The 24,469-nt window shown below is 61.8% G+C and carries 23 protein-coding genes; 12 read left to right on the top strand and 11 right to left on the bottom strand.

Annotated elements, in window-relative coordinates:
- Window positions 1-3 precede the first annotated feature (3 nt).
- The 8 genes from copD to AACY44_RS22725 all read left to right on the top strand — a co-directional run bounded on the left by copD (window position 4) and on the right by AACY44_RS22725 (window position 8,069).
- On the top strand, window positions 4-861 hold the full coding sequence (gene copD / locus AACY44_RS22760) for a copper homeostasis membrane protein CopD (RefSeq protein ID WP_339456283.1): 858 nt from the start codon (window positions 4-6) through the stop codon (window positions 859-861).
- 183 nt (window positions 862-1,044) lie between these two features.
- The gene (locus AACY44_RS22755) at window positions 1,045-2,307 is read left to right on the top strand and encodes an OprD family porin (RefSeq protein ID WP_339420059.1); all 1,263 of its coding nucleotides are present in this window, start codon (window positions 1,045-1,047) and stop codon (window positions 2,305-2,307) included.
- A gap of 141 nt (window positions 2,308-2,448) precedes the next feature.
- Window positions 2,449-3,273, top strand: a complete 825-nt coding sequence (locus tag AACY44_RS22750) for an NAD-dependent epimerase/dehydratase family protein (protein ID WP_339428166.1) — start codon at window positions 2,449-2,451, stop codon at window positions 3,271-3,273.
- A gap of 30 nt (window positions 3,274-3,303) precedes the next feature.
- Window positions 3,304-4,179 (top strand): SMP-30/gluconolactonase/LRE family protein, encoded by an 876-nt coding sequence (locus tag AACY44_RS22745; RefSeq protein ID WP_339420057.1) that lies wholly within the window; start codon window positions 3,304-3,306, stop codon window positions 4,177-4,179.
- Between the two features lie 50 nt (window positions 4,180-4,229).
- On the top strand, window positions 4,230-5,192 hold the full coding sequence (locus AACY44_RS22740) for a TRAP transporter substrate-binding protein (protein WP_339420055.1): 963 nt from the start codon (window positions 4,230-4,232) through the stop codon (window positions 5,190-5,192).
- Window positions 5,193-5,255: 63 nt separating this feature from the next.
- A complete protein-coding gene (locus AACY44_RS22735; RefSeq protein ID WP_339420053.1) occupies window positions 5,256-5,783 on the top strand; it encodes a TRAP transporter small permease in 528 nt (175 codons plus the stop codon).
- Window position 5,784: 1 nt separating this feature from the next.
- On the top strand, window positions 5,785-7,065 hold the full coding sequence (locus tag AACY44_RS22730) for a TRAP transporter large permease (protein ID WP_339420052.1): 1,281 nt from the start codon (window positions 5,785-5,787) through the stop codon (window positions 7,063-7,065).
- Window positions 7,066-7,163: 98 nt separating this feature from the next.
- Entirely contained in the window at window positions 7,164-8,069 is a 906-nt protein-coding gene (locus AACY44_RS22725; RefSeq protein WP_339420050.1) for an aldose 1-epimerase, read from the top strand.
- An 86-nt stretch (window positions 8,070-8,155) separates the two neighbouring features.
- Here AACY44_RS22725 and AACY44_RS22720 read toward each other — a convergent pair whose 3' ends face one another.
- From AACY44_RS22720 to pedF, 8 genes are all read right to left on the bottom strand, one after another.
- Window positions 8,156-9,619, bottom strand: a complete 1,464-nt coding sequence (locus AACY44_RS22720) for a DASS family sodium-coupled anion symporter (protein ID WP_339420048.1) — start codon at window positions 9,617-9,619, stop codon at window positions 8,156-8,158.
- A gap of 64 nt (window positions 9,620-9,683) precedes the next feature.
- Window positions 9,684-11,054: an ATP-binding response regulator gene (locus tag AACY44_RS22715; RefSeq protein ID WP_339531110.1), complete on the bottom strand. Its 1,371-nt coding sequence runs from the start codon at window positions 11,052-11,054 to the stop codon at window positions 9,684-9,686.
- A complete protein-coding gene (ercA, locus tag AACY44_RS22710) occupies window positions 11,038-12,201 on the bottom strand; it encodes an alcohol dehydrogenase-like regulatory protein ErcA (RefSeq protein WP_339436212.1) in 1,164 nt (387 codons plus the stop codon). The genes AACY44_RS22715 and ercA overlap by 17 nt, the downstream gene beginning before the upstream one ends.
- 128 nt (window positions 12,202-12,329) lie before the next feature.
- A complete protein-coding gene (pqqA, locus tag AACY44_RS22705) occupies window positions 12,330-12,401 on the bottom strand; it encodes a pyrroloquinoline quinone precursor peptide PqqA (RefSeq protein ID WP_010209364.1) in 72 nt (23 codons plus the stop codon).
- A 146-nt stretch (window positions 12,402-12,547) separates the two neighbouring features.
- Window positions 12,548-14,068, bottom strand: a complete 1,521-nt coding sequence (gene exaC / locus AACY44_RS22700; RefSeq protein ID WP_339428158.1) for an acetaldehyde dehydrogenase ExaC — start codon at window positions 14,066-14,068, stop codon at window positions 12,548-12,550.
- Between the two features lie 29 nt (window positions 14,069-14,097).
- Complete coding sequence (locus AACY44_RS22695) at window positions 14,098-15,030, bottom strand: quinoprotein relay system zinc metallohydrolase 1 (protein WP_339531108.1); 933 nt, start codon at window positions 15,028-15,030, stop codon at window positions 14,098-14,100.
- Complete coding sequence (locus tag AACY44_RS22690; protein ID WP_339531106.1) at window positions 15,027-15,770, bottom strand: quinoprotein dehydrogenase-associated SoxYZ-like carrier; 744 nt, start codon at window positions 15,768-15,770, stop codon at window positions 15,027-15,029. Before AACY44_RS22690 ends, AACY44_RS22695 begins: the two co-directional genes overlap by 4 nt.
- A gap of 3 nt (window positions 15,771-15,773) precedes the next feature.
- Entirely contained in the window at window positions 15,774-16,235 is a 462-nt protein-coding gene (gene pedF, locus AACY44_RS22685; RefSeq protein ID WP_339436208.1) for a cytochrome c-550 PedF, read from the bottom strand.
- Window positions 16,236-16,490: 255 nt separating this feature from the next.
- Here pedF and exaA point away from each other — a divergent pair, with 255 nt between their 5' ends.
- Together exaA and AACY44_RS22675 are read left to right on the top strand one after the other, a co-directional pair.
- A complete protein-coding gene (exaA, locus tag AACY44_RS22680; protein WP_339493512.1) occupies window positions 16,491-18,383 on the top strand; it encodes a quinoprotein ethanol dehydrogenase in 1,893 nt (630 codons plus the stop codon).
- Between the two features lie 166 nt (window positions 18,384-18,549).
- On the top strand, window positions 18,550-19,200 hold the full coding sequence (locus tag AACY44_RS22675) for a pentapeptide repeat-containing protein (RefSeq protein WP_339420032.1): 651 nt from the start codon (window positions 18,550-18,552) through the stop codon (window positions 19,198-19,200).
- Window positions 19,201-19,310: 110 nt separating this feature from the next.
- On the opposite strand, the gene AACY44_RS22670 is transcribed toward AACY44_RS22675, so the two are convergent.
- A complete protein-coding gene (locus AACY44_RS22670) occupies window positions 19,311-19,937 on the bottom strand; it encodes a response regulator transcription factor (RefSeq protein ID WP_339428153.1) in 627 nt (208 codons plus the stop codon).
- Window positions 19,938-20,092: 155 nt separating this feature from the next.
- Here AACY44_RS22670 and AACY44_RS22665 point away from each other — a divergent pair, with 155 nt between their 5' ends.
- Both AACY44_RS22665 and AACY44_RS22660 read left to right on the top strand, forming a co-directional pair.
- Complete coding sequence (locus AACY44_RS22665) at window positions 20,093-20,632, top strand: PQQ-dependent catabolism-associated CXXCW motif protein (RefSeq protein ID WP_339428152.1); 540 nt, start codon at window positions 20,093-20,095, stop codon at window positions 20,630-20,632.
- 27 nt (window positions 20,633-20,659) lie between these two features.
- Complete coding sequence (locus AACY44_RS22660; protein ID WP_049709073.1) at window positions 20,660-21,325, top strand: response regulator transcription factor; 666 nt, start codon at window positions 20,660-20,662, stop codon at window positions 21,323-21,325.
- A gap of 44 nt (window positions 21,326-21,369) precedes the next feature.
- On the opposite strand, the gene AACY44_RS22655 is transcribed toward AACY44_RS22660, so the two are convergent.
- Window positions 21,370-23,313, bottom strand: coding sequence for a PAS domain-containing hybrid sensor histidine kinase/response regulator (locus tag AACY44_RS22655; protein ID WP_445261914.1), 1,944 nt, complete (start codon window positions 23,311-23,313; stop codon window positions 21,370-21,372).
- Window positions 23,255-24,400 (bottom strand): nitric oxide-sensing protein NosP, encoded by a 1,146-nt coding sequence (nosP, locus tag AACY44_RS22650; RefSeq protein ID WP_339531103.1) that lies wholly within the window; start codon window positions 24,398-24,400, stop codon window positions 23,255-23,257. The genes AACY44_RS22655 and nosP overlap by 59 nt, the downstream gene beginning before the upstream one ends.
- Window positions 24,401-24,469: the final 69 nt, after the last annotated feature.

Raw genomic sequence — 24,469 nt, 5'->3', positions numbered from 1 at the left:
CCCATGGCAACCCTGCTGGTGCTGTGCCGCTTTGCGCATTTCATCGTCGTGTTGCTGATGTTCGGGGCCTGTGCATTCAGGCCCTGGCTGCTGGGCGCTGAACCGCAGCCGGTGCTGGATCGGCAACTCGAGCGTATCACCCGCAGCCTCGCTGGGTTGGGCCTGTTCTCCGGCGTCGCCTGGCTGCTGTTGATCACCGCCAGTATGGCGGGCAGCTGGGACGCGGCGTTGCAACCGGCCACCCTCCAACTGGTGCTGGGCAAAACCTTTTTTGGCCAGGTGTGGGCCTGGCATTTGCTGCTGAACCTGTTGCTGGTGATTGTGCTGATCAAACCCTGGCCGCTATTGCGCCTGCCGTTGACCGCATCGCTGCTGGCGACCCTCGCTCCTGTGGGCCATGGCGCCATGCTGGATGGGCTCAGCGGGCAATTGCTGATCCTTAATCAGGTGGGGCATCTGGTCTGCGTGGGCGCGTGGCTTGGGGGGTTGCTGTTGCTGGTGCTGATCCTCAAACAGCCGCAGCCATTCACGCTGGAACCGATCCTCAGGCGTTTCAGCGGCGTGGGTTATGCCCTGGTCGTCGGTTTGCTGGTGACCGGATTGATCAATGTGCGCGTGTTGACCGGGCAGCTGTGGCCGACGCCGCTGTTCAGCGGGTTTGCACTGATTCTGTTGATCAAGGTGATGTTGGTGTTCGGTATGCTGGCCCTGGCGGTGCTGAATCGATTGCGTATTGAACATTGCGAACAGCGGCTGGGCGCTTTGAAAATCAGTGTGATGCTTGAATGGTTACTAGGTGTTTCAGCGGTGGCGGCCGTTTCCTTGCTAGGGACCTTGCCGCCAATGGTCATAGCCGGCTAAATCCACTGCACCTCAAGTGGAACGCTCCCACATTATTTGACCCTGGCCACACGCCATCACCGTGGCGCAGATCATCGTACAACTTCTGCTTGACACATCCCGAAATCCCCGCAAATATCCCGTCTAATGTTGTACGACAACGTATGACAAACAATAAAAACAACAATCGAAGGGAGCTTCACCGTGAGTCAATTCGCCCGCAATTCCTCCGCGCGTATCGGCCTTCTCGGCCTCAGCAGCCTGGCGTTCACCCTGCCCCTCAATGCCCAGGCCGAAGGTTTCATCGACGATGCCAAAGCCACGCTCAACCTGCGCAACGCCTATTTCAACCGCAACTTCACCAACCCGACCAACCCGCAGGGCAAGGCCGAAGAGTGGACGCAGAGCTTCATTCTCGATGCCAAATCCGGCTTTACCCAAGGCACGGTCGGCTTCGGGATTGACGTGCTCGGCCTGTACTCGCAAAAGCTCGATGGCGGCAAAGGCACCGGCGGTACCCAGTTGCTGCCGATCCACGATGACGGCCGCCCCGCCGATAATTTTGGGCGTCTGGGCGTGGCGCTGAAAACCAGGCTGTCGAAGACGGAATTGAAGGTGGGCGAATGGATGCCCGTGCTGCCAATCCTGCGCTCCGATGATGGTCGCTCCCTGCCCCAGACGTTTCGCGGCGGCCAGGTGACCTCCAACGAAATTGCCGGCCTGACCCTCTACGGTGGCCAGTTCCGCGGCAACAGCCCGCGAAACGACGCGAGCATGGAAGACATGTTCATGAACGGCAGAGCCGCGTTTACCTCGGACCGTTTCAACTTCGGCGGTGGCGAGTACACGTTCAACGACAAACGCACCCAGGTCGGCGTGTGGTACGCCGAACTCAGCGATATCTACCAGCAACACTATTTCAACCTGACCCACAGCCAACCCGTGGGCGACTGGACCCTGGGCGCCAACCTTGGCTTTTTCAATGGCAAGGAAGACGGCAGCGCCCTGGCTGGCGACCTCGACAACAAGACCGCCTTCGCCCTGCTCTCGGCCAAATACAACGGCAACACCTTCTATGTGGGCCTGCAGAAACTCACTGGCGACAGCGCGTGGATGCGGATCAACGGCACCAGCGGCGGCGCCCTGGCCAACGACAGTTACAACGCCAGCTACGACAACGCAAAGGAAAAATCCTGGCAGGTGCGCCATGACTTCAACTTCGTGGTGCTCGGCCTTCCGGGGCTGACCCTGATGAACCGCTATATCAGCGGCAGTAACGTGCACACCGGGGTGATCACCGATGGCAAGGAATGGGGTCGGGAATCGGAGCTGGCGTACACGGTGCAGAGCGGCGCGCTGAAGAACCTCAACGTCAAATGGCGCAACTCGACCATGCGTCGGGATTTCAGCAATAACGAATTTGATGAGAACCGGATTTTTGTCAGCTATCCGATTTCACTCCTGTAATTCACACATTTACGTAGCCGCTGGCGCTCGGCAGCGGCTACGCGAGAGTGACTTCGACCAATGGCGCGTTGACAACCTGGGGAATCCCTAACGATACTTCTGAAAAGTCATACGACAACCTACAACAATAATGGACCCCTCATGACCACCACCACATCTACGCCCGTTCCATTCAACCGCCTGCTGCTCACCGGCGCCGCGGGCGGCCTGGGCAAAGTCCTGCGTGAACGCCTGCGCCCTTACGCCCAGGTACTGCGTCTGTCGGACATCGCCAACATGGCCCCGGCTGCCGACGCGTGCGAAGAAGTGCAAACGTGCGACCTCTGCGACAAACAAGCCGTGCACCATTTAGTGGAAGGCGTCGACGCGATCCTGCACTTCGGCGGCGTATCGGTTGAGCGCTCGTTCGAAGAAGTGCTCGGCGCGAATATCTGCGGTACTTTCCATCTCTACGAAGCCGCGCGCCGCCATGGCGTCAAGCGTGTGATTTTCGCCAGCTCCAACCACGTGATCGGCTTCTACAAGCAGGGCGAAAAACTCGACGCCCACTCCCCTCGCCGTCCAGACAGCTACTACGGATTGTCCAAGTCCTACGGCGAAGACATGGCCAGTTTCTACTTCGATCGCTACGGCATCGAGACCGTCAGCATCCGCATCGGCTCCTCGTTCCCGGAACCGCAGAACCGCCGGATGATGCACACCTGGCTGAGCTTCGACGACCTGACCCAACTCCTCGAACGCGCGCTGTACACACCCAACGTCGGCCACACCGTGGTCTACGGCATGTCGGATAACCTCGACACCTGGTGGGACAACCGCTACGCCGCGCACCTGGGCTTCGTCCCCAAAGACAGCTCCGAAGTGTTCCGCGCCCAGGTCGAAACCCAGCCACCGGTCGCCGCCGACGACCCGGCCAAGGTCTACCAGGGTGGCGCATTCTGCGCTGCTGGGCCGTTCGGTGACTGAGCGCACACCACCCCAAGGGAATGAGTTGCCATGACCGCTGAACTGATTGTCGATGCGCGCAATGCCGTGGGCGAATGCCCGGTGTGGGTGCCCGAGGAAAACGCCCTGTACTGGGTGGATATCCCCAACGGCGGCCTGCAACGCTGGAGCGCCGCCACTGGGCATATCGCTGCGTGGACAGCCCCGCAGATGCTCGCCTGCATCGCCCGCACGGATGCGGGCAACTGGGTTGCCGGGATGGCAACCGGCTTCTTCCAGCTCACCCCGCACAACGATGGCAGCCTCGACACCACGCCACTGGCGAGTGTCGAGCACCCACGCGCGGACATGCGTCTGAACGATGGCCGCTGTGATCGCCAGGGTCGTTTCTGGGCCGGCAGCATGGTGCTGAATATGGGTTTGAACGCGGCCGAGGGCGTCCTCTACCGCTACGCGTCAGGCCTGGCGCCCCACGCTCAGCTGGACGGTTTCATCACCCTGAACGGCCTGGCCTTCAGCCCCGACGGCCGCACGATGTACGCCTCGGACTCTCACCCGCTGGTGCAGCAGATCTGGGCGTTCGATTACGACATCGACAGCGGCACCCCATCCAATCGCCGCGTGTTCGTGGATATGCACAACCACCTCGGCCGACCCGACGGCGCGGCGGTGGACGCCGACGGCTGCTACTGGATTTGCGCCAATGACGCCGGGCTCATCCACCGCTTCACCCCCGAGGGTCGCCTCGACCGTTCCCTCACCGTACCGGTGAAAAAACCCACCATGTGCGCCTTTGGCGGCAGCCGCCTGGACACCCTGTTCGTCACCTCGATCCGTGATGACCCGAGTGAGCAGTCGCTGTCCGGCGGCGTGTTTGCCCTCAACCCCGGCATCACCGGTTTGCCGGAGCCTACGTTCACCCTTTAGCTGCATCGCTATGCCTTGAATACAACAATAACAAGACAGGAATGAACCCCATGGACTTCAAACGCACCTTGCTCGCCGCTGCATTCTTTACCCTCAGCAGCGCCGCTAACGCGCTGGAAATCAAATTCGCCGACATCCACCCCGCCGGCTACCCCACCGTCGTTGCAGAAGAGAACATGGGCAAGGCCCTGACCAAAGAAAGCAACGGCGAACTGACCTTCAAGTATTTCCCTGGCGGGGTCCTCGGCTCCGAGAAAGAAGTGGTCGAGCAGGCTCAGGTCGGCGCCATCCAGATGACCCGTGTCAGCCTCGGCATCGTCGGCCCGGTGGTGCCGGACGTGAACGTGTTCAACCTGCCGTTCGTGTTCCGCGACCAGGCGCATATGCGCAAGGTCATCGACGGTGAAATCGGCGATGAAATCCTCGCCAAGATCACCGACTCCGAGTTCGGCCTGGTGGCCCTGGCCTGGATGGACGGCGGCACGCGCAACCTCTACACGAAAAAGCCGGTGCGCAAGATCGAAGACCTCAAGGGCATGAAGATTCGCGTGCAAGGCAACCCGCTGTTCATCGACGCCTTCAATGCCATGGGCGCCAACGGCATTGCCATGGACACCGGCGAAATCTTCAGCGCCCTGCAGACCGGCGTTATCGACGGCGCAGAAAACAACCCGCCCACGATGCTGGAACACAACCACTTCCAGAACGCCAAGTTCTACACCCTCACCGAGCACCTGATCCTGCCTGAACCCATCGTGATGTCGAAAATCACCTGGAACAAACTCACCCCTGCGCAACAGGACATGGTCAAGAAAGCCGCCAAGGCCGCCCAGGCTGACGAGCGCGTGCTGTGGGACGCCAAGTCCGCCAGCAGCGAAGCCAAGCTCAAGGCCGCCGGCGTCGAGTTCATCACCGTCGACAAAAAACCCTTCTATGACGCCACCGCAGCGGTGCGTGCGAAGTACGGCGCGCCTTACGCCGACATCATCACGCGTATCGACGCCGTTCAATAACGCCCCTCCCCTAAGCAAGGCCTGGCGCGGTCCACACTGACGCGCCCGGTTACGGTGAACGCCATGAAGAATTTACTGCTGCGCATCAACGACCGCATCTACATGACCTGCATCTGGGTCGCCGGCCTTTCGGTTCTCGGCGTCGCACTGATTATTCCCTGGGGCATCTTCGCCCGCTATATCCTCGGCACCGGCGCAAGCTGGCCGGAGCCTACCGCCATCCTGCTGATGCTGGTCTTCACCTTTATCGGCGCCGCCGCGAGTTACCGCGCCGGGGCGCATATGTCGGTGGCCATGGTTACTGACCGCTTGCCGGCGCAACAACGCCGCCTCGTCAGCATTTTTTCCCAATTGCTGATGGCGACGGTCTGCCTGTTCATGACGATCTGGGGCACCAAGCTGTGCATGTCCACGTGGAACCAGTTCATGAGCGCCATCCCTACTCTGCGCGTGGGCATTACCTACATGCCGATCCCGATTGGCGGGCTGCTGACGCTGATTTTTGTCGTGGAAAAACTCCTGCTCGGTGACCAGAGCAACCGTCGGGTCGTGCGCTTCGACCTGGTTGAAGAAAGCGAAGGGGCCGCCTGATATGGACGCATTGATTCTGTTGGGCAGTTTTGTCGCCTTGATCCTGATCGGCATGCCGGTGGCCTACGCGCTCGGGCTGTCGGCGCTGATCGGCGCGTGGTGGATCGACATCCCGTTCCAGGCCCTGATGATTCAGGTGGCCGGCGGGGTGAACAAGTTTTCGCTGATGGCGATTCCGTTCTTTGTGCTGGCCGGGGCGATCATGGCCGAGGGCGGCATGTCGCGGCGGCTGGTGGCGTTTGCCGGGGTGCTGGTGGGCTTTGTGCGCGGCGGCCTGTCCTTGGTGAACATCATGGCTTCGACGTTTTTTGGGGCAATTTCCGGCTCGTCGGTGGCGGACACCGCCTCGGTCGGCTCGGTGCTGATCCCGGAAATGGAACGCCGTGGTTACCCCCGCGAATTCGCCACGGCGGTGACCGTCAGCGGTTCGGTGCAGGCCCTGCTGACCCCGCCTAGCCATAACTCGGTGCTCTACTCCCTCGCAGCCGGCGGCACCGTCTCCATCGCCTCGCTGTTCATGGCCGGCGTGGTCCCCGGCCTGTTGATGAGCGCGTGCTTGATGGCGCTGTGCCTGATCTTCGCGAAAAAGCGCAATTACCCGAAGGGCGAAGTCATCCCCTTGAAACAGGCGCTGAAGATCGCCGCCGACGCGCTGTGGGGCCTGATGGCAATGGTGATCATCCTCGGCGGCATCCTCTCGGGGGTTTTCACCGCCACCGAATCCGCCGCGATAGCCGTGCTGTGGGCGTTCTTCGTGACCATGTTCATTTACCGCGACTACAAATGGAACGAGCTGCCCAAGCTGATGCACCGCACGGTGCGCACCATTTCCATCGTGATGATCCTGATCGCCTTCGCCGCCAGCTTCGGCTACATCATGACCCTGATGCAGATCCCGGCGAAGATCACCACGATGTTCCTGACCCTGTCGGACAACCGCTACGTCATCCTGATGTGCATCAACGCCATGTTGCTGTTGCTCGGCACAGTGATGGACATGGCGCCGCTGATCTTGATCCTTACGCCGATTCTGCTGCCGGTGGTGCTGGGTATTGGCGTCGACCCGGTGCACTTCGGCATGATCATGCTGGTGAACCTCGGCATTGGTTTGATCACCCCGCCCGTGGGCGCGGTCCTGTTCGTGGGCGCGGCGGTGGGCAAGACCACCATTGAGAAGACCGCTAAGGCGCTGCTGCCGTTTTATGCCGTGCTGTTCCTGATCCTGATCGCCGTGACCTACATCCCGGCGCTGTCGCTGTGGCTGCCAAGCGTGGTGCTGTAAACCTCTATCAAAAACACAACAGATTCAAATGTGGGAGCGGGCTTGCCTGCTCCCACACTGAACCTCTGCGTTGGGCCTATTTCATACGGCGAGACACCATGTCGTCACACCTCATCGAACTCAGCGATCAACTCACCCACCTCACCCTCGCGCCGGCCACAGGCGCCAGCATCGTCAATTGGACGGTACGAGCAACCGGGCAGCCTTTGCTGCGCCATAGTGACCAACAAGCGCTGAACACCGGTTTGCCGGGCAAACTGGGCTGCTATCCCTTGGCCCCCTGGTCCAACCGAGTTTCCCGAGGCGGTTTCGACAACCCCGACGGCTGGCTGGCCCTGGCGCCCAATAGCCTCACGGACCCCTTGCCGATTCATGGTTCCGCCTGGCAGCAGGCGTGGCAGGTGGTGAGCCAGTCAGCGAGTGAAGTGGTACTGGCCGTGGAGTGCGACACGCCGTTCGCCTATCGCGCCGAGCAGCGCTTTCGATTGAGCAAGGGTGAGCTGAGTATTACGCTGAGCGTGACCCATCTGGCAGAAACACCCGCGTGGCATGGCCTGGGATTGCATCCCTACTTGCCACGTCGGCCGGGCACACGCTTACAGGCCGAGGCGTCACAGGTGTGGATGAGTGATGCGTCCAAGTTGCCTACGCTCTTGGCGCCCGTGCCGGATGCCTGGGACTTCCGGGAACTGAAAAACCTACCCGAAGGCCTGGTGGACAACGGCTTTTGCCAGTGGGATGGGCATTGCCTGATCGAGCAACCAGAGCTGGGCTATACGCTGGAATGCCAGGCCAGCGGCGCCGATTACTTCCTGCTGTACTGCCCGCCGGGGCTGGGGTTCTTTTGCATCGAGCCGGTGAGCCATCCGGTGAACGCCCATCATCTGCCGGGCAGGCCTGGGCTGAGACTGCTGGAACAGAGCCAGTCGATCCACCTCAATCTCAGTATGAAATACGGCCCAAATGTGGGAGGGGACTTGCTTGCGAATGCGCTGGATCAGTAACAAACACGTCGCCTGACACCCTGCTTCGCGAGCAAGCCCGCTCCTACATTCGGATCTCATGCGTACTGAAGACCACATTCCAAATGTCAGATCCAACCAAGCCAACTCCAGTAAGTCGCCGCAAACACCAGCATCAACAGATAGCCAATCAGCGTCACCAGGATCCCCACCTTGGCAAACTGCCGCGCCGTAAACGTCCCAGTCCCCATGCACACCATGTTCTGCGGCGCATTGATCGGCAGGATAAACCCATAGCTCATCACAAACCCCAACAGCATGGTCATGCCCAACCGGCTGAAATCCCCCGGCAAGGTCTGCAGCACCGCGATCAGGATCGGCAGCAACGCCGAGGTCAATGCCGTGGCGCTGGCGAACCCCAGGTGAATCAGGATCAGGAATGCGCCAAGAATCGCAAACATCCCCAACGGCCCAACTTGATCCAACCCCGTGTGGGCCACAACAGCAGAACCCAGCCATTGCCCGGCCTGGGTGGTCAGCAGCGCAGTGCCGAGGCTGATGCCAACCCCGAACACAATCACCGTGCCCCACGGAATGCGTGACTGCACATCCTTCCAGGTCATCACACCGATGCCCGGCAATAGCAGGAACACCAGCCCGGCGTAGGTCGTGGAGGCGGTGTCGAAACTGTGCAGGCGCCCTTCCGTGGCCCAGGCCAGCAGCAGCAATACCGAAACGCTCAACAGGCGCTTCTGCGGCCCGGTCATGGGCCCGATCTCCACCAGCGACTGCGCCACCGCCTCTTTACCGCCCGGGATGCTGTCGGTTTCCGGCGGCAGCAATTTGAGCACCAGGAACAGCAACACCGCCGACATGATCAACGCCCACGGCGCGCCGGCGATCAGCCAGTCGATCCATGACACGCGCTGACCCAGCATCTTGTCCATGAAGCCGACGGTCAGCAGGTTCTGCGCGGCGGCGGTCTGGATGCCGACGTTCCAGATGCTAGTGCCCTGGGCGACGACGATCATGATGCCAGCGGCGATATTCGAGCGTTTGTCGACACCAAAGGCCGCGATCACGCCCATCATGATCGGCACTACGCAGGCACTGCGCGCCGTGGCACTGGGCACCACGAGGCTGAGCAGGATGGTCACCGCAATCGCCCCCAGCAGGATGCGCCGGGTGCTGGTGCCGACCCGACTCAAGGTCACCAGGGCGATACGCCGATCCAGGCCGGTGTGGGTCATGGCGGCGGCGATAAACAGCGCGCCGGCCACCAGCGCCAACGCCGGGTTGGAGAACCCGGTAAGGGCCATGCTGATCGCCGGGCTGGTGCCGATCAAGTGCGTCGGGTCTTGCAGCGACGGCGCGGTCCCCAGCAAAAACGCTATCAGCGAAGTGATCATGATCGCGCTGGCTTCATAGGACACCGCTTCGGTGATCCACACCACCACGGCAAACGCAAGGATCGCCAGCATGCGGTGCCCGGCCACGGGCAAGTCGGCGGGCAGCGGCAACAGCAGCACGCCGGTCATTACCAACACCGCGACAACCAGGCCCAGGGGTAATTTAAAGGATGCCGCGCTCATCGGGTGCTCCAAGGCTCTAAATCAAGGCTTGAGCATGGGGCAAAACCACCTGCGGCGTGTTGACCTAGGCCAATAGCTGACTCAACACCGCGCGTAACTTGCCGGGCTTGACCGGTTTGTTCAACAGCGGTGCTTCGAGGCGACGCAAGGCACGTCGGCATTGGTCAGTGCGGTCAGCCGTGATGATCACCGCAGGAATGTTCTGCTCGAAATGCTCGCGCAGGTGCTTGACCACCGCACAGCCCACCACCCCATGGTCCAAGTGATAGTCCGCCAGGATCAGCTCCGGCGCCCTGCCCTGCAAAGCCAGCAACGCACCCGCCTGGTCGGTGGCGGTGACCACTTCGCAGCCCCACTGCCCGAGCAGCGCGCGCATGCTTTCGAGGATGCTCACTTCGTTATCGATCACCAGCAAACGCCGCCCAGGCAGCGGGTTGCCCGTGCTCGGTTGCACCGGCAACTGGCTGATCGGCAGGGGCATTTCGTCACTCAACGGCACCTCGATGCTGAACATCGAACCCCGCCCCGGCCAGGAACGCACGGCAATCGGATACCCCAGAATCTCGGCGATACGCTCGACAATCGCCAACCCCAGCCCTACGCCCTTGCGGTCCGAGGCGCGGCCGACGTCGAGCTGGTTGAACTCGAGGAAGATCGTCTGCAGCCGGTCGGCCGCAATCCCGCGACCGGTATCCCACACTTCCAGGCGCAGGCGACCCCCTCGGCGTCGAGCACCGAGCAGGATGCAACCTTCGTCGGTATAACGACAGGCATTGCTGAGGAAATTACGCAGAATCCGCGTCAGCAACCGCAGGTCGGTATTGATCGCATAACAGCCGGTGCGCACCCGCAGGTTCAACCCGGCCGCCAGGGCCACCGATTGGAACTCCGAGACCAGCGGCGCGAACAGCTCATCCAGCCGATACAACGCCACGTCCGGCTTGACGGCCGCCTGGTCCAGCCGCGAGATATCGAGCAAATCGGTGAGCAAATCCTCGGCGCCTTCCAGTGCTTGGTGCGTGCGCTCCACCAGCACCTGCTCGACGCTGGGCAACTGTCGCTCGCGCAAGGTGGCGATCAGCAATCGCGCGGCATTCAAAGGCTGCAGCAAGTCATGGCTGGCGGCGGCGAGGTATTTGTCCTTGCTGCGGTTGGCGGCCTGGGCGGCGTCACGGGCATCGCGCAGGTCCTGTTCGATCTGTTCGCGCTGGGCGATCTGCTGTTGCAGGTTGAGGTTGGCTTCGAGCAGTTCATCGGTGCGCGCGGCGACGCGCTGTTCCAGCTCATCGTTGAGGCGGATATAGCGGTTGCGCTCGGCCTCAAGCTCGTCCAGTCGCGCGGCGAGTTCCGGGTAATGGCTCTTGCGCGCGGAGTGATTGCCCAGCCCCAGCAACCCGGCGAGGGCGAGTTGCTGGTCCTCAGAGCGCTTCGCCATAGACAACCTCGACGTCGCGCTGGCTCGACTCCCTGGGATTTGTGAGGATGCACGGGTCATGCATCGCATGCTGGGACAGGAAGGGAATATCCGCCACGCGCACGCCATGCAGGCCGAGGGTTTCATGGAAGCCAATCGCATGCTTCAGTGCGATCAGATGCTCCACCAGCCGCCCGCAGATCTGCCGATGATTGAGGCCGCGGCAGTCGATGCCGAACGTCTCGGCAATCACCTGGAAACGCTCCGGCGCCGAGTTGTAGTTGAACGCCACCACATGCTCCACCAGTACCGCGTTGCACAACCCATGGGGCAAGTCGAGGAAGCCGCCAAGGCTGTGGGACATAGCATGCACCGCGCCAAGGATCGCATTGGAAAACGCCAGCCCGGCCTGCATGCTGCCGAGCATGATTTTCTCGCGCAGGGCAATGTCGCCGGGATTGGCGATCATCTGCACCAGATTGCCGTTGATCAGGCGCATCGCCTCCAGCGCATGCGGGTCGGTCAGCGGACCATGGCCGGTGGAGACGAATGCTTCGATGGCATGCACCAGTGCGTCAATACCGGTACAGGCGGACAGGAACGGGTCCATGCTGGCGGTGGTTTCCGGGTCGATCAGCGACACGTCCGGGACCACCGCCTTGCTGACGATGGAGAACTTCATGCGCTCCTGCTGGTTGGAGATGATTACGAACTGCGAGACATCCGCCGAGGTGCCGGCGGTGGTTGGGATGAGGATCAGCGGCGGGCTGGGCACACGAATGGTATCCACGCCCTCGAACTCAAGGATGCTGCGCCCGTGGGCCACCACAATGCCGATGGCCTTGGCGCAATCCATCGGGCTACCGCCGCCAATGGCCACGATCACATCACAGTGGTTTTCACGGTACACCTCGGCGCCGAGCATCACTTCTTCGACGCGGGGGTTGGGCGACACGGCGGTGTACAGGCAGTAGTCGACACCAATGGCTTGCAGGCTGGCTTCCACATCAGCCACCCAACCAGCGGCGAGCACCCCGGGGTCGCTGACCACCAGCACCTTGCGCGCGCCAAAGGTCTTGGCATAGTTGCCGACGTTGTGCCGGCAGCCGGCACCAAAGATGATTTCAGGCGAGACGAATTTGCGCAGAAGGCTCAGATTTGGGCTCATTGGAAAGCCTGTTTTTATTATTTTGGAAGAATGCGCTCCACACTAACCCATCCGGCTGCGATTGCAATCAGACCAAAGGGGCATGCTTGCGGCCAGCACCGGCCAGCGCTGGGCTGGCCGGGTGGAGGTCAACGGCTGGCGAAGTACATTGTCACTTCGAAGCCGATACGCAGGTCAGTAAAGGCAGGTTTGGTCCACATGGGGGGTCGTCCTCTTGTTGTACCGGGATGTTCCGGTGATTTCATTAATGCACGCAGATCAACGGGGGCGAATGCTACTTTCGAAGTAGCAGCCGCACTGCATTAGTCTCAGGTGTACATCAATCAAACGGTGGGAGCGCGTTGAATCAGAAGAAGCCCAGTGGATTGATGTCGTAGCTCACCAGCAAATTCTTGGTCTGCTGGTAATGATCCAACATCATCTTGTGGTTCTCACGCCCCACGCCCGACTTCTTGTACCCACCAAACGCCGCATGCGCCGGGTACAGGTGATAACAGTTGGTCCACACACGACCGGCTTTGATCGCTCGGCCCATGCGGTACGCGCGGTTGATGTCGCGGGTCCACAAACCGGCGCCCAGGCCGAACTCGCTGTCATTGGCTATCGCCAACGCTTCGGCCTCGTCCTTGAAGGTAGTCACACCGACTACCGGCCCGAAGATTTCTTCTTGGAACACGCGCATCTTGTTGTGCCCCTTGAGCAACGTCGGCTGGATGTAATAGCCACTGGACAGGTCGCCTTCCAAACGTTCGGCCGCGCCGCCAGCCAGCAGTACCGCACCCTCTTCCTGAGCGATCTTCAGGTAGGAGAGGATCTTGTCGTATTGCTGCTCGGACGCCTGGGCGCCGACCATGGTTTCGGTGTCCAGCGGGTTGCCGCGCTTGATCTTGACGATCTTCTTCATCACCTCGGCCATGAATGCATCGTAGATCGACTCCTGCACCAGCGCCCGCGATGGGCAGGTGCACACTTCGCCCTGGTTGAAGAACGCCAGCACCAGGCCTTCAGCGGCTTTTTCGATAAATTGCGGCTCGGCCTGCATGATGTCTTCAAAGAAGATATTCGGCGACTTGCCGCCCAGCTCCACGGTGGACGGAATAATGTTCTCGGCCGCCGCGTGCATGATGTGCGCGCCCACCGGGGTGGAGCCGGTGAAGGCGATCTTGGCGATGCGCTTGCTGGTGGCCAACGCCTCCCCCGCTTCGCGGCCAAAGCCTTGCACGATGTTGAGCACGCCCGGCGGCAGCAGGTCATTGATCAGCTCGGCAAATACCATGATCGACAGCGGCGTCTGCTCAGCCGGCTTAAGCACGATGCAGTTACCGGCGGCCAACGCCGGCGCAAGTTTCCACGCAGCCATCAGCAGTGGGAAGTTCCACGGGATAATCTGCCCGACCACACCCAGCGGCTCGTGGAAGTGATAGGCGGTGGTCAGTTCGTTGATCTCGGCGGCACCGCCTTCCTGGGCGCGGATGCAACCGGCGAAGTAGCGGAAATGGTCAGCAGCCAGCGGCACGTCGGCGTTGAGGGTTTCGCGCACGGCCTTGCCGTTGTCCCAGGTCTCGGCCACGGCCAGCACTTCGAGATGCTGCTCGATGCGGTCGGCAATGTTCAGCAACACCCGCGAGCGGTCCTGGGCCGACGTCTTGCCCCAGGCATCAGCGGCGGCGTGGGCGGCGTCGAGGGCCTTGTCGATATCGGCGGCGCTGGAGCGCGGGAATTCGGCGATGACGTCGCCGGTGACCGGCGACGTGTTGGTGAAGTACTCGCCGTTGATCGGCGCGACAAACTCACCACCGATGTAATTGCCGTAGCGCGGCTTGAAGCTGACGATGGCGCCGGGCGTGCCAGGTTGTGCGTAGATCATGGTGAGGCCTCTGTCTGTTGTGGGTGTTGTCAGGGGTGCAGGCGTTGCATCTGCTCGCGTTCGTACTGCGGGTACAGGTGGGTCACGCTGCGGATCAGTTCGTAGCGGCTGAGGTTGATCGCCGCGAAACGTTCGGGGATCGGGCTGCGGATCAGCTCAGGCATATCGCGACCTTGGGCGGCGCCGTCGCGCAGGAGCTGGTCGAGCCAGGTGAGGTAGTCGCGCATCTGTTCGAAGGGTTTTGCATCCGCCGCGATCGGGCCGTGGCCGGGCACGATCAGCGTCCAGGGCAAGCCTTGCAGGGTGGCGATATCGGCCAGCCACAGTGCAAGGCCCGGTGAATTGGGCGTGGTGAGCGCGCGCTGGTAGAACACCAGGTCACCGGCAAACAGCACGCCGGTCTTGCGGTCGAATATCGCCAGGTCGGCACCGGTATGGCCGCGCAGGTGCAGAAGTTGCAGGTCGTGGCTGCCGAAGGTTTTTACGCCCGCTTGCAACACTTCACCCGGCAACACCACTTCAGTGCCGCGCATCCAGTCGCCGACCCTGCGGTACAGGTTCTCGGCCATGCTGTCGCCCTGCTCGTGCAGTAACTCGGCGGTGCCGGCCAGGGCGCCGATGGTCACCTCCTTGAACGCTTGGTTGCCGAGCGCATGGTCGGGGTGGTGGTGAGTCAGCAACACCTGGATCACCGGCTTATCAGTGACGCTGGCGATGGCCTGTCGCAGGGCTTCGCCGTAGCGCTTGGACGGCCCGGTGTCGATCAACACCACGCCGGGTTCGGTGACGATGAACCCGATATTGACGATGTTGCCGCCGTTGTCCTTGGCGAAGTTATCGGTGCTGCCTTCCAGCAGCCAGGTGTCATCGGCGATCAGGCGGGGTTTCAGGCCGTAATCCAGCTCGGCCAGCACCGGCTGGCTGAGCATGATCAGCCAGAGCAGAATCCAGCGCCGGGTCATGGGATGAGCGCCTCGAATTGACTGCCGCTGGTGTCGCGCAAAGTCAAACGCGTGGGCTCGGCGCCTTCGATATCGAAGGCCAGGTTGGGGTTTTCGCTGACGGCGGGGAACAATTCCAGGCGTGCCAACAGCTCACCGTTGGCACCGTGAAGTTCGGCATTGTTAACGAAAAACTCGGGAATACCACTGACCATGCCGTTATCCATCGGATGGGCAACTTGCAGCTTCACCCGGCTGAATTCGGCGCGCGGGTAGCGCCCGCCGAGCACTTCGCCGAGGTGGTCTTCCCAGCCCGCTTGCGCGCGCACCACGCTGGGCGCCGTGCAACCGCCGCCGGCGGCATCGATCAGTGTCGAACCGACATGCCACATCCCGTCCCGGGTCAACACCGCCGCGCGCAACGGCGTGGCCTGTTCGATGCGAATCCGGATCGACAGCCACGCCAGCACGCGCTCTACCGGCTGGAAGTCGACAATCTGTGGCAGCGGGTTGAGTTCGGCCCAGGCAAGGATCTTCACCACCTCGCCCTTGAACGCACGGGCATCAATCTCCAGCGGCACCTGGCGCGCGTCCTCGGCGAACGGCGGCGCCAAGAGCTTCACGCGCTCGTCGAATACGAACGGCGCATTGTCGAGGAAACGTTGGTGGTAGTAGGCCCACATCACCGAGGGCACCGGGTCGACGGGCGCGCCCCAGGCCAGCACCGGCAAACAGCAGACCCACCACCCGCGCAGGCGCATGGCTTACTCCTCGACGTGCACGCTGTCGAGGTAAGTGCGCACCGCCCACAGGGCTTCCTGGCTCAGGTAGTCAGCCATCTTCGGCATGTACACCCGGCCATCGCGCACGGCGCCGTGGCGGACCCGCTCGACAAACCACTCATCCCCGGGGTCGCCGGCATCCAGCATGCGCAGGTCGGGGGCGATCCCGCCGGACTTGGCTTCCAGGCCATGGCACGCCGCGCAGTTCTGGTTGTACGCCGAGGCACCGATTTCGACGGCCTTGTCATGCTCTGGGGAGGTGCGATACGGGTTGGTCGCGGCCCAGCCATCGGCGTCCAGCGGCACGCCGGCATCCTTGATCGGGGTGAGGCCTTTGGTTTCCACGGCAGTTGGGGTCACGTTGCCGTGGGCCCAGGCGGAACCGGCACCTATCGCAGCGGTAAGGAGGCAGGCGGTCAACAAGGCGTTGCGTTTTGTTTTCATTATTTTGTCCCCTAAGGAGTGCACGCAAAACCTCTTGGCAGAGGCTATGGCAACCATCTTAGGAAGCGCCCGGCGGCACCCGTATGCTGCTTTGGTGGGCGGGTTCTCATCCGTTGGTAGCAGGCCTTGTGGGGCACTGCTAAATCAGAGGCGGTTCGGGAAATTGTCCCGGCAACACCGGGACTTTTTCCGTATTCGCCAACCCGTCCAGGCAGCAACCTGTGCAGGCCAAAACCTCCACTGGGAACTGCAACCATGACAATAAGATCGCTACCCGCCCGCTCACCCCTAAGCCTTGCCGTGCAAGCCTTTCTGCTGGTGGGCAGCCTGTCCCTCAGTGCTGCAAGCTCTGCTGCCGCCGAACCTGCGAAGCCCACCCACAACGTCACCTGGGAAGACATCGCCAACGACCACCTGACGACCAAGGACGTGCTGCAATACGGCATGGGCACCAACGCCCAACGCTGGAGCCCCCTGGCCCAGGTCAACGACAAGAACGTGTTCAAGCTCACCCCGGCCTGGTCCTACTCGTTCGGCGACGAGAAGCAACGCGGCCAGGAATCCCAGGCCATCGTCAATGACGGCGTGGTCTACGTCACCGGCTCGTATTCCCGTGTGTTCGCCCTTGATGCAAAGACCGGCAAGCGCCTGTGGACCTACAACCACCGCCTGCCCGACAACATTCGCCCGTGCTGTGACGTGGTCAACCGTGGCGCGGCGATCTTTGGCGACAAGATCTACTTCGGCACCCTCGACGCGCGCCTGATCGCCCTCGACAAAAACACCGGCAAAGTGGTGTGGAACAAAAAATTCGGTGACCACGCCGCCGGCTACACCATGACCGGCGCCCCGGTGCTGGTCAAAGACAAGGTCAGCGGCAAGGTGCTGCTGATCCACGGCAGCTCCGGCGATGAATTCGGCGTGGTCGGCCAGCTGTTTGCGCGCGATCCGGACACCGGCGAAGAGGTCTGGATGCGTCCGTTCGTGGAAGGCCATATGGGCCGCCTGAACGGCAAGGACAGCACCCCGACCGGCGACGTCAAGGCGCCTTCGTGGCCAGATGACCCGACCACCGAAACCGGCAAAGTCGAGGCCTGGAGCCACGGCGGCGGCGCGCCTTGGCAGAGCGCGAGCTTCGATGCCGAGACCAACACCATCATCGTCGGTGCCGGCAACCCTGGCCCATGGAACACCTGGGCGCGCACGTCCAAAGACGGCAACCCCCACGACTTCGACAGCCTCTACACCTCGGGCCAGGTCGGCGTCGACCCAAGCACCGGCGAAGTGAAGTGGTTCTACCAGCACACGCCGAACGATGCCTGGGACTTCTCCGGCAACAACGAACTGGTGCTGTTCGACTACAAGGACAAGGACGGCAAGGTCATCAAGGCCACCGGCCACGCTGACCGCAACGGTTTCTTCTATGTGGTGGACCGCAACAACGGCAAGCTGCAGAACGCCTTCCCGTTCGTCGACAACATCACCTGGGCCAGCCACATCGACCTGAAGACCGGCCGCCCCGTGGAGAACGAAGGCCAGCGTCCGGCCAAGCCATTGCCCGGTGAAACCAAAGGCAAGCCAGTGGAAGTCTCGCCGCCGTTCCTCGGTGGCAAAAACTGGAATCCCATGGCCTACAGCCAGGACACCGGCCTGTTCTACATCCCGGGCAATCAGTGGAAAGAGGAATACTGGACCGAAGAGGTCAACTACAAGAAAGGCTCGGCTTACCTTGGGATGGGCTTTCGCATCAAGCGTATGTATGACGACCACGTTGGCACTCTGCGTGCGATGAACCCGACCACCGGCAAGGTGGTGTGGGAACACAAGGAAGCCATGCCGCTGTGGGCCGGCGTGCTGGCGACCAAGGGCAACCTGGTGTTCACCGGGACCGGCGACGGTTTCTTCAAGGCTTTCGACGCGAGAACCGGCAAGGAACTGTGGAAGTTTCAGACCGGCAGCGGCATCGTCTCGCCGCCGATCACCTGGGAACAGGATGGCGAGCAGTACGTCGGCGTGACAGTCGGCTATGGCGGCGCGGTGCCGCTGTGGGGCGGCGACATGGCCGAGCTGACCAAGCCGGTGGCACAGGGTGGGTCATTCTGGGTGTTCAAGATCCCGAGTTGGGATAACAAAACCGCGCAAAAATAAGCTTGTAAATGCGGGACCGCCTTGCAGTGAGCGGGCTTGCCCCGCGCTGGGCTGCGAAGCGGCCCCAAACCCCGGCGTCTCGGTCTCTCTGAAACACGGCGCCGTCCCTGTTGGGGCGGCTTCGCCGCCCAGCGCGGGGCAAGCCCGCTCACTAAAAGGTCTCGTGATGAACTACCTGCCTTTATTACTGCTGCTGTCACTTCCCTTGGCTCACGCCGCCGACGACGGCGACGACGCCCCCCTGATCATCAACGGCTGCACCATCGCCGAACACAGCCAGTGCCCCGGCGCCAACCTCAAGGGCGCCAACCTGCGCAACCAGAACCTGAGCAAAATGAACCTGGCCGGTGCCGACTTGCGCGATGCGGATTTGCGCCACGCCAACCTGGACCTCGCCAACCTGGAGAAAGCCCAACTGCAAGGCGCCAACCTGACCCGCGCCAGCCTGCAGCAAGCCAATCTGCGCCTGGCCGACTTTACCGGTGCCACGTTGATGGCGGTGCAAGGCTGGGGGATGTTTGCCCAAGGCGCGCAATTCGAAAACGCCAACCTCAGCGCGGCCTACCTGCAATTTGCACGGTTGTCAGGGGCGAAGATGCACAAGGCCAACCTGCGTGCGGCTGACTTGGAAATGACGTGGTTGAGCAAGGCCGACCTGCAAGGGGCGGACCTCAGTGATGCCAATCTGCAAGAAGCCAAGTTTGGTGAAAGCAACCTGGAGAAAGCCACGCTCACGGGGAGTCGTCAGCATTATGCGAACTTTCAGGATGCGAATATGGAAGGTTGCAAAGATTGCCCCACTACGTGGGATCGCTGAGACAACGCAATCCAAATGTGTGGGCTTGCTCGCGAATGCGGTGGATCAGTTGACTGACACACTGCATTCGCGAGCAAGCCCGCTCCCACAGGGGATTTGCGTCGCCACTGTCATCCCGCCACCCGCACCACCCCCATATCAATCCCCAAATGCACCAACTCGGCATGGGAACTCACCTGCAACTTGCTCTTGAGCAAGGTCAGGTAATTGGACACGGTCTTGCTGCTGATACTCAGCTGGGCCGCAATCGAGCGGGCCGGGGTGCCTCTGGCGAGCATCAGGAAAATTTCCAGTTCGCGCTGCGTCATGCTCTGCAAACGGCGGTCTGTGGGGTGATAGGCCAGCTGGGTCGCCAGGTCCTGTTCGATATAGGTGTGACCGTCGAGGATGCGCTCCACCGCGTCCAGCATCACCGCAGGCGACGCGCTTTTGGTCAGGTAGCCCGATGCACCCGCCTCCAGAGCCTGGCGCACCAGGGGCAACTCGGCGTGCTGGCTGAAAAACAGCACGCGCAACTGCGGCAAGCGCTGGCGCAGGCGGCGGGTGGTTTCCAGGCCGCTGATACCCGGCAGGCCGAAGCCGATGATCACAAGGTTGGGCACCGCCTCATGCACGCGCGCCAGGGCTTCTTCGCCACTGGCCGCTTCACGCACCACCACACCCGGCAGGCCGCTGCGCAACAGCCCGGCATAGCCCAGGCGGACCACGGCGTGATCATCGACCAACAGGATATTCATAATGCCTCCAATGGCAGCGGCTCTCGTCCCATGCTAGAACCCCGCGCCGCGCCGCGACCTACTACTTTGGTACTGGTTTTGCTGTCTATCGTCGCATTCCCAAGGCAGCGGGACTGGCGTGTAATAGGTGCATAACGATAACGACTGGACCCGCCATGCTGCCCGTTCGACTGCCCCTAGCGGCCCTGTTGTGCCTGTTCATCACGCATGTACACGCCGACCCACCCCTGTTTTCCGCCGACGGCTACCGCATCAGCGTGTACCGCAGCCCTACGCCCGATCAACTGCCAGGGGCGACCATCGTCGACACCCCGGCCCTGCGAGCCCTGCTCAACCAGACGCCCGCGCCGGTCCTGATCGACGTGTACCGGCGCCAGTGGCTGCAAGGCCGTTTCATCGAAGACCAGCCTCACGCCAATCTGCCAGGAAGCCACTGGCTGGCCAACACCGGCGACGGTGACCTCTCACCTGAATGGCAAGGCTATCTCGTGCGACATCTGTACACGTTCACCGGCGGCAACCTGGCACGCCCGCTGGTGTTCTACTGCCGCTCCGATTGCTGGCTGAGTTGGAACGCGGTAAAACGAGCCGCCGAGCTGGGCTATACCTCTGTGTACTGGTATCGCGATGGCTTGGATGCATGGGAAGCGGCAAACCTGCCAGTGATGACTGCCACACCCGAACCCTTTGAATAAAAAACCACAACAAGAAGGTGAACGGCCATGTACAAAATTTTGATTGCCGACGATCACCCGCTGTTTCGCGAGGCGATCCATAACGTTATCAGCGACGGATTTCCCGGCAGCGAGGTGATGGAAACCGCCGACCTGGACAGTGCCCTCGCCCTGACCCAGGAACACGACGACCTCGACCTGATCCTGCTGGATCTGAACATGCCCGGCATGCACGGCCTCAACGGTTTGATCAACCTGCGCAACGAGTCACCGACTATCCCGGTGGTGATTGTCTCGGCCGAACAGGACAAGCAAATCGTGCTGCAAGCCATCACGTATGGCGCCGTGGGGTTTATCACCAAGTCCTCGCCCCGCCTGCAAATGACCGAGGCGATCCAGCAGATTCTCAACGGCAACGTGTACCTGCCGCCGGACATCATCCGCTCCCAGAAAAACACCGGGCAACGGCGCATGAACGACAATCCCGGTTTCGCCCCGGAGCTGTTGCAGGCACTGACGCGCAAGCAATTGCTGGTGTTGGAACGGATGACCAAGGGCGAGTCGAACAAGCAGATTGCGTACACCCTGGAGATTGCCGAGACCACGGTGAAGGCGCATGTGTCGGCGATCTTGCGCAAGTTGAATGTGCATAATCGGGTGCAGGCGATACTCAGTGCCGGGGATATTGATTTCGGCTCCTACCTGCGGCGCTGAACCTCCAGACAGAACACAAAACCACACATTTTGATTGCCTTTTGTCAGGGCCGACTGAGCAGATGACTCATCGCAGTCTTCAGCTTCATCGGCCGCACCGGCTTATGCATCAACGTATGCCCCAGCTCACGAATCTGCTGTTTCAACTCATTGCTGTAATTGGCAGTAATCATCATCGCCGGTATCGCACGGCCCCGCCGCGCGTTGATGCGGGCCACTGCGTCAATGCCGTTCTGGTCGTTGTCGAGGTGGTAATCGGCAATCAGCAAGTCCGCCTCGGCATGGTAGTTGTCCACCTGTCGCGCCAAGTCCTGCTCCGACAGCGCGGTGACCACCCGGCAGCCCCAGCCTTCGAGCAACGTGCGCATGCCTGCACAAATCGCCGCGTCGTTATCCAGCACCCACACGCGCGCACCCTGCAAGCGTTCGAGCATCGGCTCGCTCATGCACGGCGCCGGCGAGGACTTGGGCGCGGTGGCGCTCAACGGCACTTCTACCGAAAACATCGAGCCTTTACCCGGCCAGGATTTGACGCTGATGCGATGGCCTAGCATCCCGGCGATCTTTTCCACGATGGCCAGGCCCAGGCCCAACCCGCGATCCTGATCCGGGCGCTGCACATCGCCGCGCTTGAACTCCTGGAAAATCTCTTCCAGACGCTCTTCGGCAATGCCCATGCCGCTGTCCCATACTTGAATCAACACGCGTTGATGCTGGCGCCGGCAACCCAGTACTACGCGGCCCTTGTAGGTGTAGCGGATCGCATTGCTCAGCAGGTTGCGCAGGATCCGCGCCAGCAGCTGGATATCGCTGCGCACCAGCGCCGAGCAGCCGATAAAGTGCAGCGCCAGCCCCTCGGCGCGGGCCAGTTCGGTGTATTCGACGGCGAGGTTGTCCAGCAACTCACTGAGGGCAAACGGCGCGATATCGGCCTTGATCACCCCGGCATCCAGCTTGGAAATATCCACCAGGGTGCCGAGCAGGTTTTCCACGTCTTCCAGGGAATTGCTGACGTTGCGCACCAGGGTTTCACTGGGGCGTTCGAGCAATGCGCTGGTAAATAGGCGCGCGGCGTTCAACGGTTGCAGCAGGTCATGGCTGACAGCGGCGAGGAACTTGGTTTTCGACAGGTTGGCCTGTTCGGCCTCCCGCTTGGCTTCACGCAGGCGGGTTTCCATGCGCCGGCGCTCGTCGATTTCCTTGAGCAACTGGTCGTTGAGCGAGGTGAGTTCCGACGTGCGCTGGGCCACGCGTTGCTCCAGGTGCTGGTAGGCCTGGTGCAAGGCCTCAGCGGTGCGCCGGCGTTCGGTGATGTCGCGGATCAATACGAAGATCCCCACCACTTCGCCACTGGCCAACAGGTTCGGCACATAAGAACGCAGCATGTAGCGCTCCTGATTGTTGATGTTGGTTTCGGCGAATTCAAACGTCACGCTTTCCCCCGCCAGGGCGCGTGCGACGTAGGCATCCAGGCGTTGGCAATGCTGCTCGCTGTGCACTTCGCGCAGGCTCTGGCCGAGCATCATGCCGCGCGGCCAGCAGTACCATTCTTCATAGACTTTATTGGTGAATTCGTAGACCAGATCAGCATTCAGGTAGCCGATCAGCGCCGGCACGTTGTCGGTGATCAGGCGGATCCAGCGTTCGCTTTCCTGGGCCTTTTGCGCCGCTGCCTGTTCGCCGCGCAGGGCTTCAGCGCGCAGCCGGGCGTTGATCAGCAGGTGGTTGCTGGCCTTGAGTTCAGCCATCGCCTGGTTCAGCGCGTCAGTGCGTTCGCGTACTTGCTCGGCCAATACCACCGAATGCTGGAAGGTGGTGTAGGGGTTGTTGCCCTGGGTCATGCCGGACTCGATGCGCTCGATCAGCGCCGCATTGATCCGCGCCAGCTTGTGGTTGTCCTGTTGCAGTCGCGCCACCAGGGCGGGCAGGTCAGCGTCGGCCTCGGGCAATGGCGACCCCGGTGAAAGTCTGGTTGATGTGCATGCCATTGAACTGTTCTCCATAGGTGTTGAAGCCCATCACCCGCTGGTCGCGCAGATAGCTGCCGATCTGCTCGAGGGTGCCGTTGTCTTCCAGTTCCAGGCGCCGCAGGAAACAGTCGCAGCCAATGGTCAGCAGCAGGTCGCCAAGGCGCGACTGCAGGCCGTCGAACAGGGTTTGCAGGTTCGGCAGAATCGGGCCGGGCTTCATCGCGGTCAGGACGATGCCGTTTTCCACCGCGCAGTAGAAACTCAGGCTGAGGTCTTCGTGCACCTGCTGGATCGCGCGCACGTAGTACTGGTCGTGGATGCGCACCGCCAGCGGGTGCGCGGCGAAGGTGCGGTGGTCGAGGTTGGCCACGGCCACACCGATATGCCGCGCGTATTCTTCGGCGGCAGGCTCGGCGTTGAGTTCAAAGACCCGTCGCGACGGGCTGTCTGCGCCGGTGACCACCAGCTTTTCCGAGCGCGGCAGGATGTGGTGGGTGGTGAACACCTCGAAATCCAGCCAGGTATTGACCAGTACCACCACCGCTGCGCCGCTGTGGAACACGCCGTTGAAGTAGACGTGGGTGTGCGTGAGGAAATTGTCGTCACCCGCCGAACCGCCAAAGTGCGGGATATCGCCCAACGCGGCGCTGAGGGCCGCGAGCACCATTTCTTCTCGGCTGGACAGGCCATCGAGCAGGGTCAGGGCGAAGGTGTTGCCCTTGATCGGCGCCAGCGTATTGCTGCGGCAACCGCCGACCAGGCGTTCGACCATGTCCTGGGCGTTGATCAGGCTGAAGTGTTCCACCTGGTCGATCAGCTCAGTGGCGATGGAAAAGTGAGCGTGGTTGAAGCCCACCGCCGTGATGCAGTTGCGGCCATAGCCTTGGGACGTGATCTCGCCGGCGCTGGTACAGCCGACCACGCGCACGCTGGCGAAGCATTGTTGCAGCGCGTGGCCCAGAGCCTGCAAATCATAGGAGGCCGAGCAGAAAAACAGCACGAAACCCAGGTACGGATGCAACAGTTGCCGCGCCAGCTCTTCGGCGGCCTGCCCGGCATCGGTGGCCTGGGACATGGCACTGACTACGCCTTCACTGTTGTGCATCGTTGGCTCCCCCTCTGAGGCACAAGTGTACGAAGGGCCAGGGGGGAGACCTATGCTACTTGGGTACTG

The sequence above is a fragment of the Pseudomonas sp. RA_15y_Pfl1_P11 genome (assembly GCF_963970975.1).
GTDB lineage: Bacteria > Pseudomonadota > Gammaproteobacteria > Pseudomonadales > Pseudomonadaceae > Aquipseudomonas > Aquipseudomonas tritici.
Note: the sequence above shows the minus strand (reverse complement) of the source record. Positions and strands in the feature narration are given on the sequence as shown.

Bases quoted from the DNA above. Each gene is read 5' to 3' on its own strand.
- copD (WP_339456283.1), top strand. From the start codon at position 4: ATGGCAACCCTGCTGGTGCTGTGCCGCTTTGCGCATTTCATCGTCGTG.
- AACY44_RS22750 (WP_339428166.1), top strand. From the start codon at position 2,449: ATGACCACCACCACATCTACGCCCGTTCCATTCAACCGCCTGCTGCTC.
- AACY44_RS22745 (WP_339420057.1), top strand. From the start codon at position 3,304: ATGACCGCTGAACTGATTGTCGATGCGCGCAATGCCGTGGGCGAATGC.
- AACY44_RS22740 (WP_339420055.1), top strand. From the start codon at position 4,230: ATGGACTTCAAACGCACCTTGCTCGCCGCTGCATTCTTTACCCTCAGC.
- AACY44_RS22735 (WP_339420053.1), top strand. From the start codon at position 5,256: ATGAAGAATTTACTGCTGCGCATCAACGACCGCATCTACATGACCTGC.
- AACY44_RS22730 (WP_339420052.1), top strand. From the start codon at position 5,785: ATGGACGCATTGATTCTGTTGGGCAGTTTTGTCGCCTTGATCCTGATC.
- AACY44_RS22725 (WP_339420050.1), top strand. From the start codon at position 7,164: ATGTCGTCACACCTCATCGAACTCAGCGATCAACTCACCCACCTCACC.
- AACY44_RS22720 (WP_339420048.1), bottom strand. From the start codon at position 9,619: ATGAGCGCGGCATCCTTTAAATTACCCCTGGGCCTGGTTGTCGCGGTG.
- AACY44_RS22715 (WP_339531110.1), bottom strand. From the start codon at position 11,054: ATGGCGAAGCGCTCTGAGGACCAGCAACTCGCCCTCGCCGGGTTGCTG.
- ercA (WP_339436212.1), bottom strand. From the start codon at position 12,201: ATGAGCCCAAATCTGAGCCTTCTGCGCAAATTCGTCTCGCCTGAAATC.
- exaC (WP_339428158.1), bottom strand. From the start codon at position 14,068: ATGATCTACGCACAACCTGGCACGCCCGGCGCCATCGTCAGCTTCAAG.
- AACY44_RS22695 (WP_339531108.1), bottom strand. From the start codon at position 15,030: ATGACCCGGCGCTGGATTCTGCTCTGGCTGATCATGCTCAGCCAGCCG.
- AACY44_RS22690 (WP_339531106.1), bottom strand. From the start codon at position 15,770: ATGCGCCTGCGCGGGTGGTGGGTCTGCTGTTTGCCGGTGCTGGCCTGG.
- pedF (WP_339436208.1), bottom strand. From the start codon at position 16,235: ATGAAAACAAAACGCAACGCCTTGTTGACCGCCTGCCTCCTTACCGCT.
- exaA (WP_339493512.1), top strand. From the start codon at position 16,491: ATGACAATAAGATCGCTACCCGCCCGCTCACCCCTAAGCCTTGCCGTG.
- AACY44_RS22675 (WP_339420032.1), top strand. From the start codon at position 18,550: ATGAACTACCTGCCTTTATTACTGCTGCTGTCACTTCCCTTGGCTCAC.
- AACY44_RS22670 (WP_339428153.1), bottom strand. From the start codon at position 19,937: ATGAATATCCTGTTGGTCGATGATCACGCCGTGGTCCGCCTGGGCTAT.
- AACY44_RS22665 (WP_339428152.1), top strand. From the start codon at position 20,093: ATGCTGCCCGTTCGACTGCCCCTAGCGGCCCTGTTGTGCCTGTTCATC.
- AACY44_RS22660 (WP_049709073.1), top strand. From the start codon at position 20,660: ATGTACAAAATTTTGATTGCCGACGATCACCCGCTGTTTCGCGAGGCG.
- AACY44_RS22655 (WP_445261914.1), bottom strand. From the start codon at position 23,313: ATGGCATGCACATCAACCAGACTTTCACCGGGGTCGCCATTGCCCGAG.
- nosP (WP_339531103.1), bottom strand. From the start codon at position 24,400: ATGCACAACAGTGAAGGCGTAGTCAGTGCCATGTCCCAGGCCACCGAT.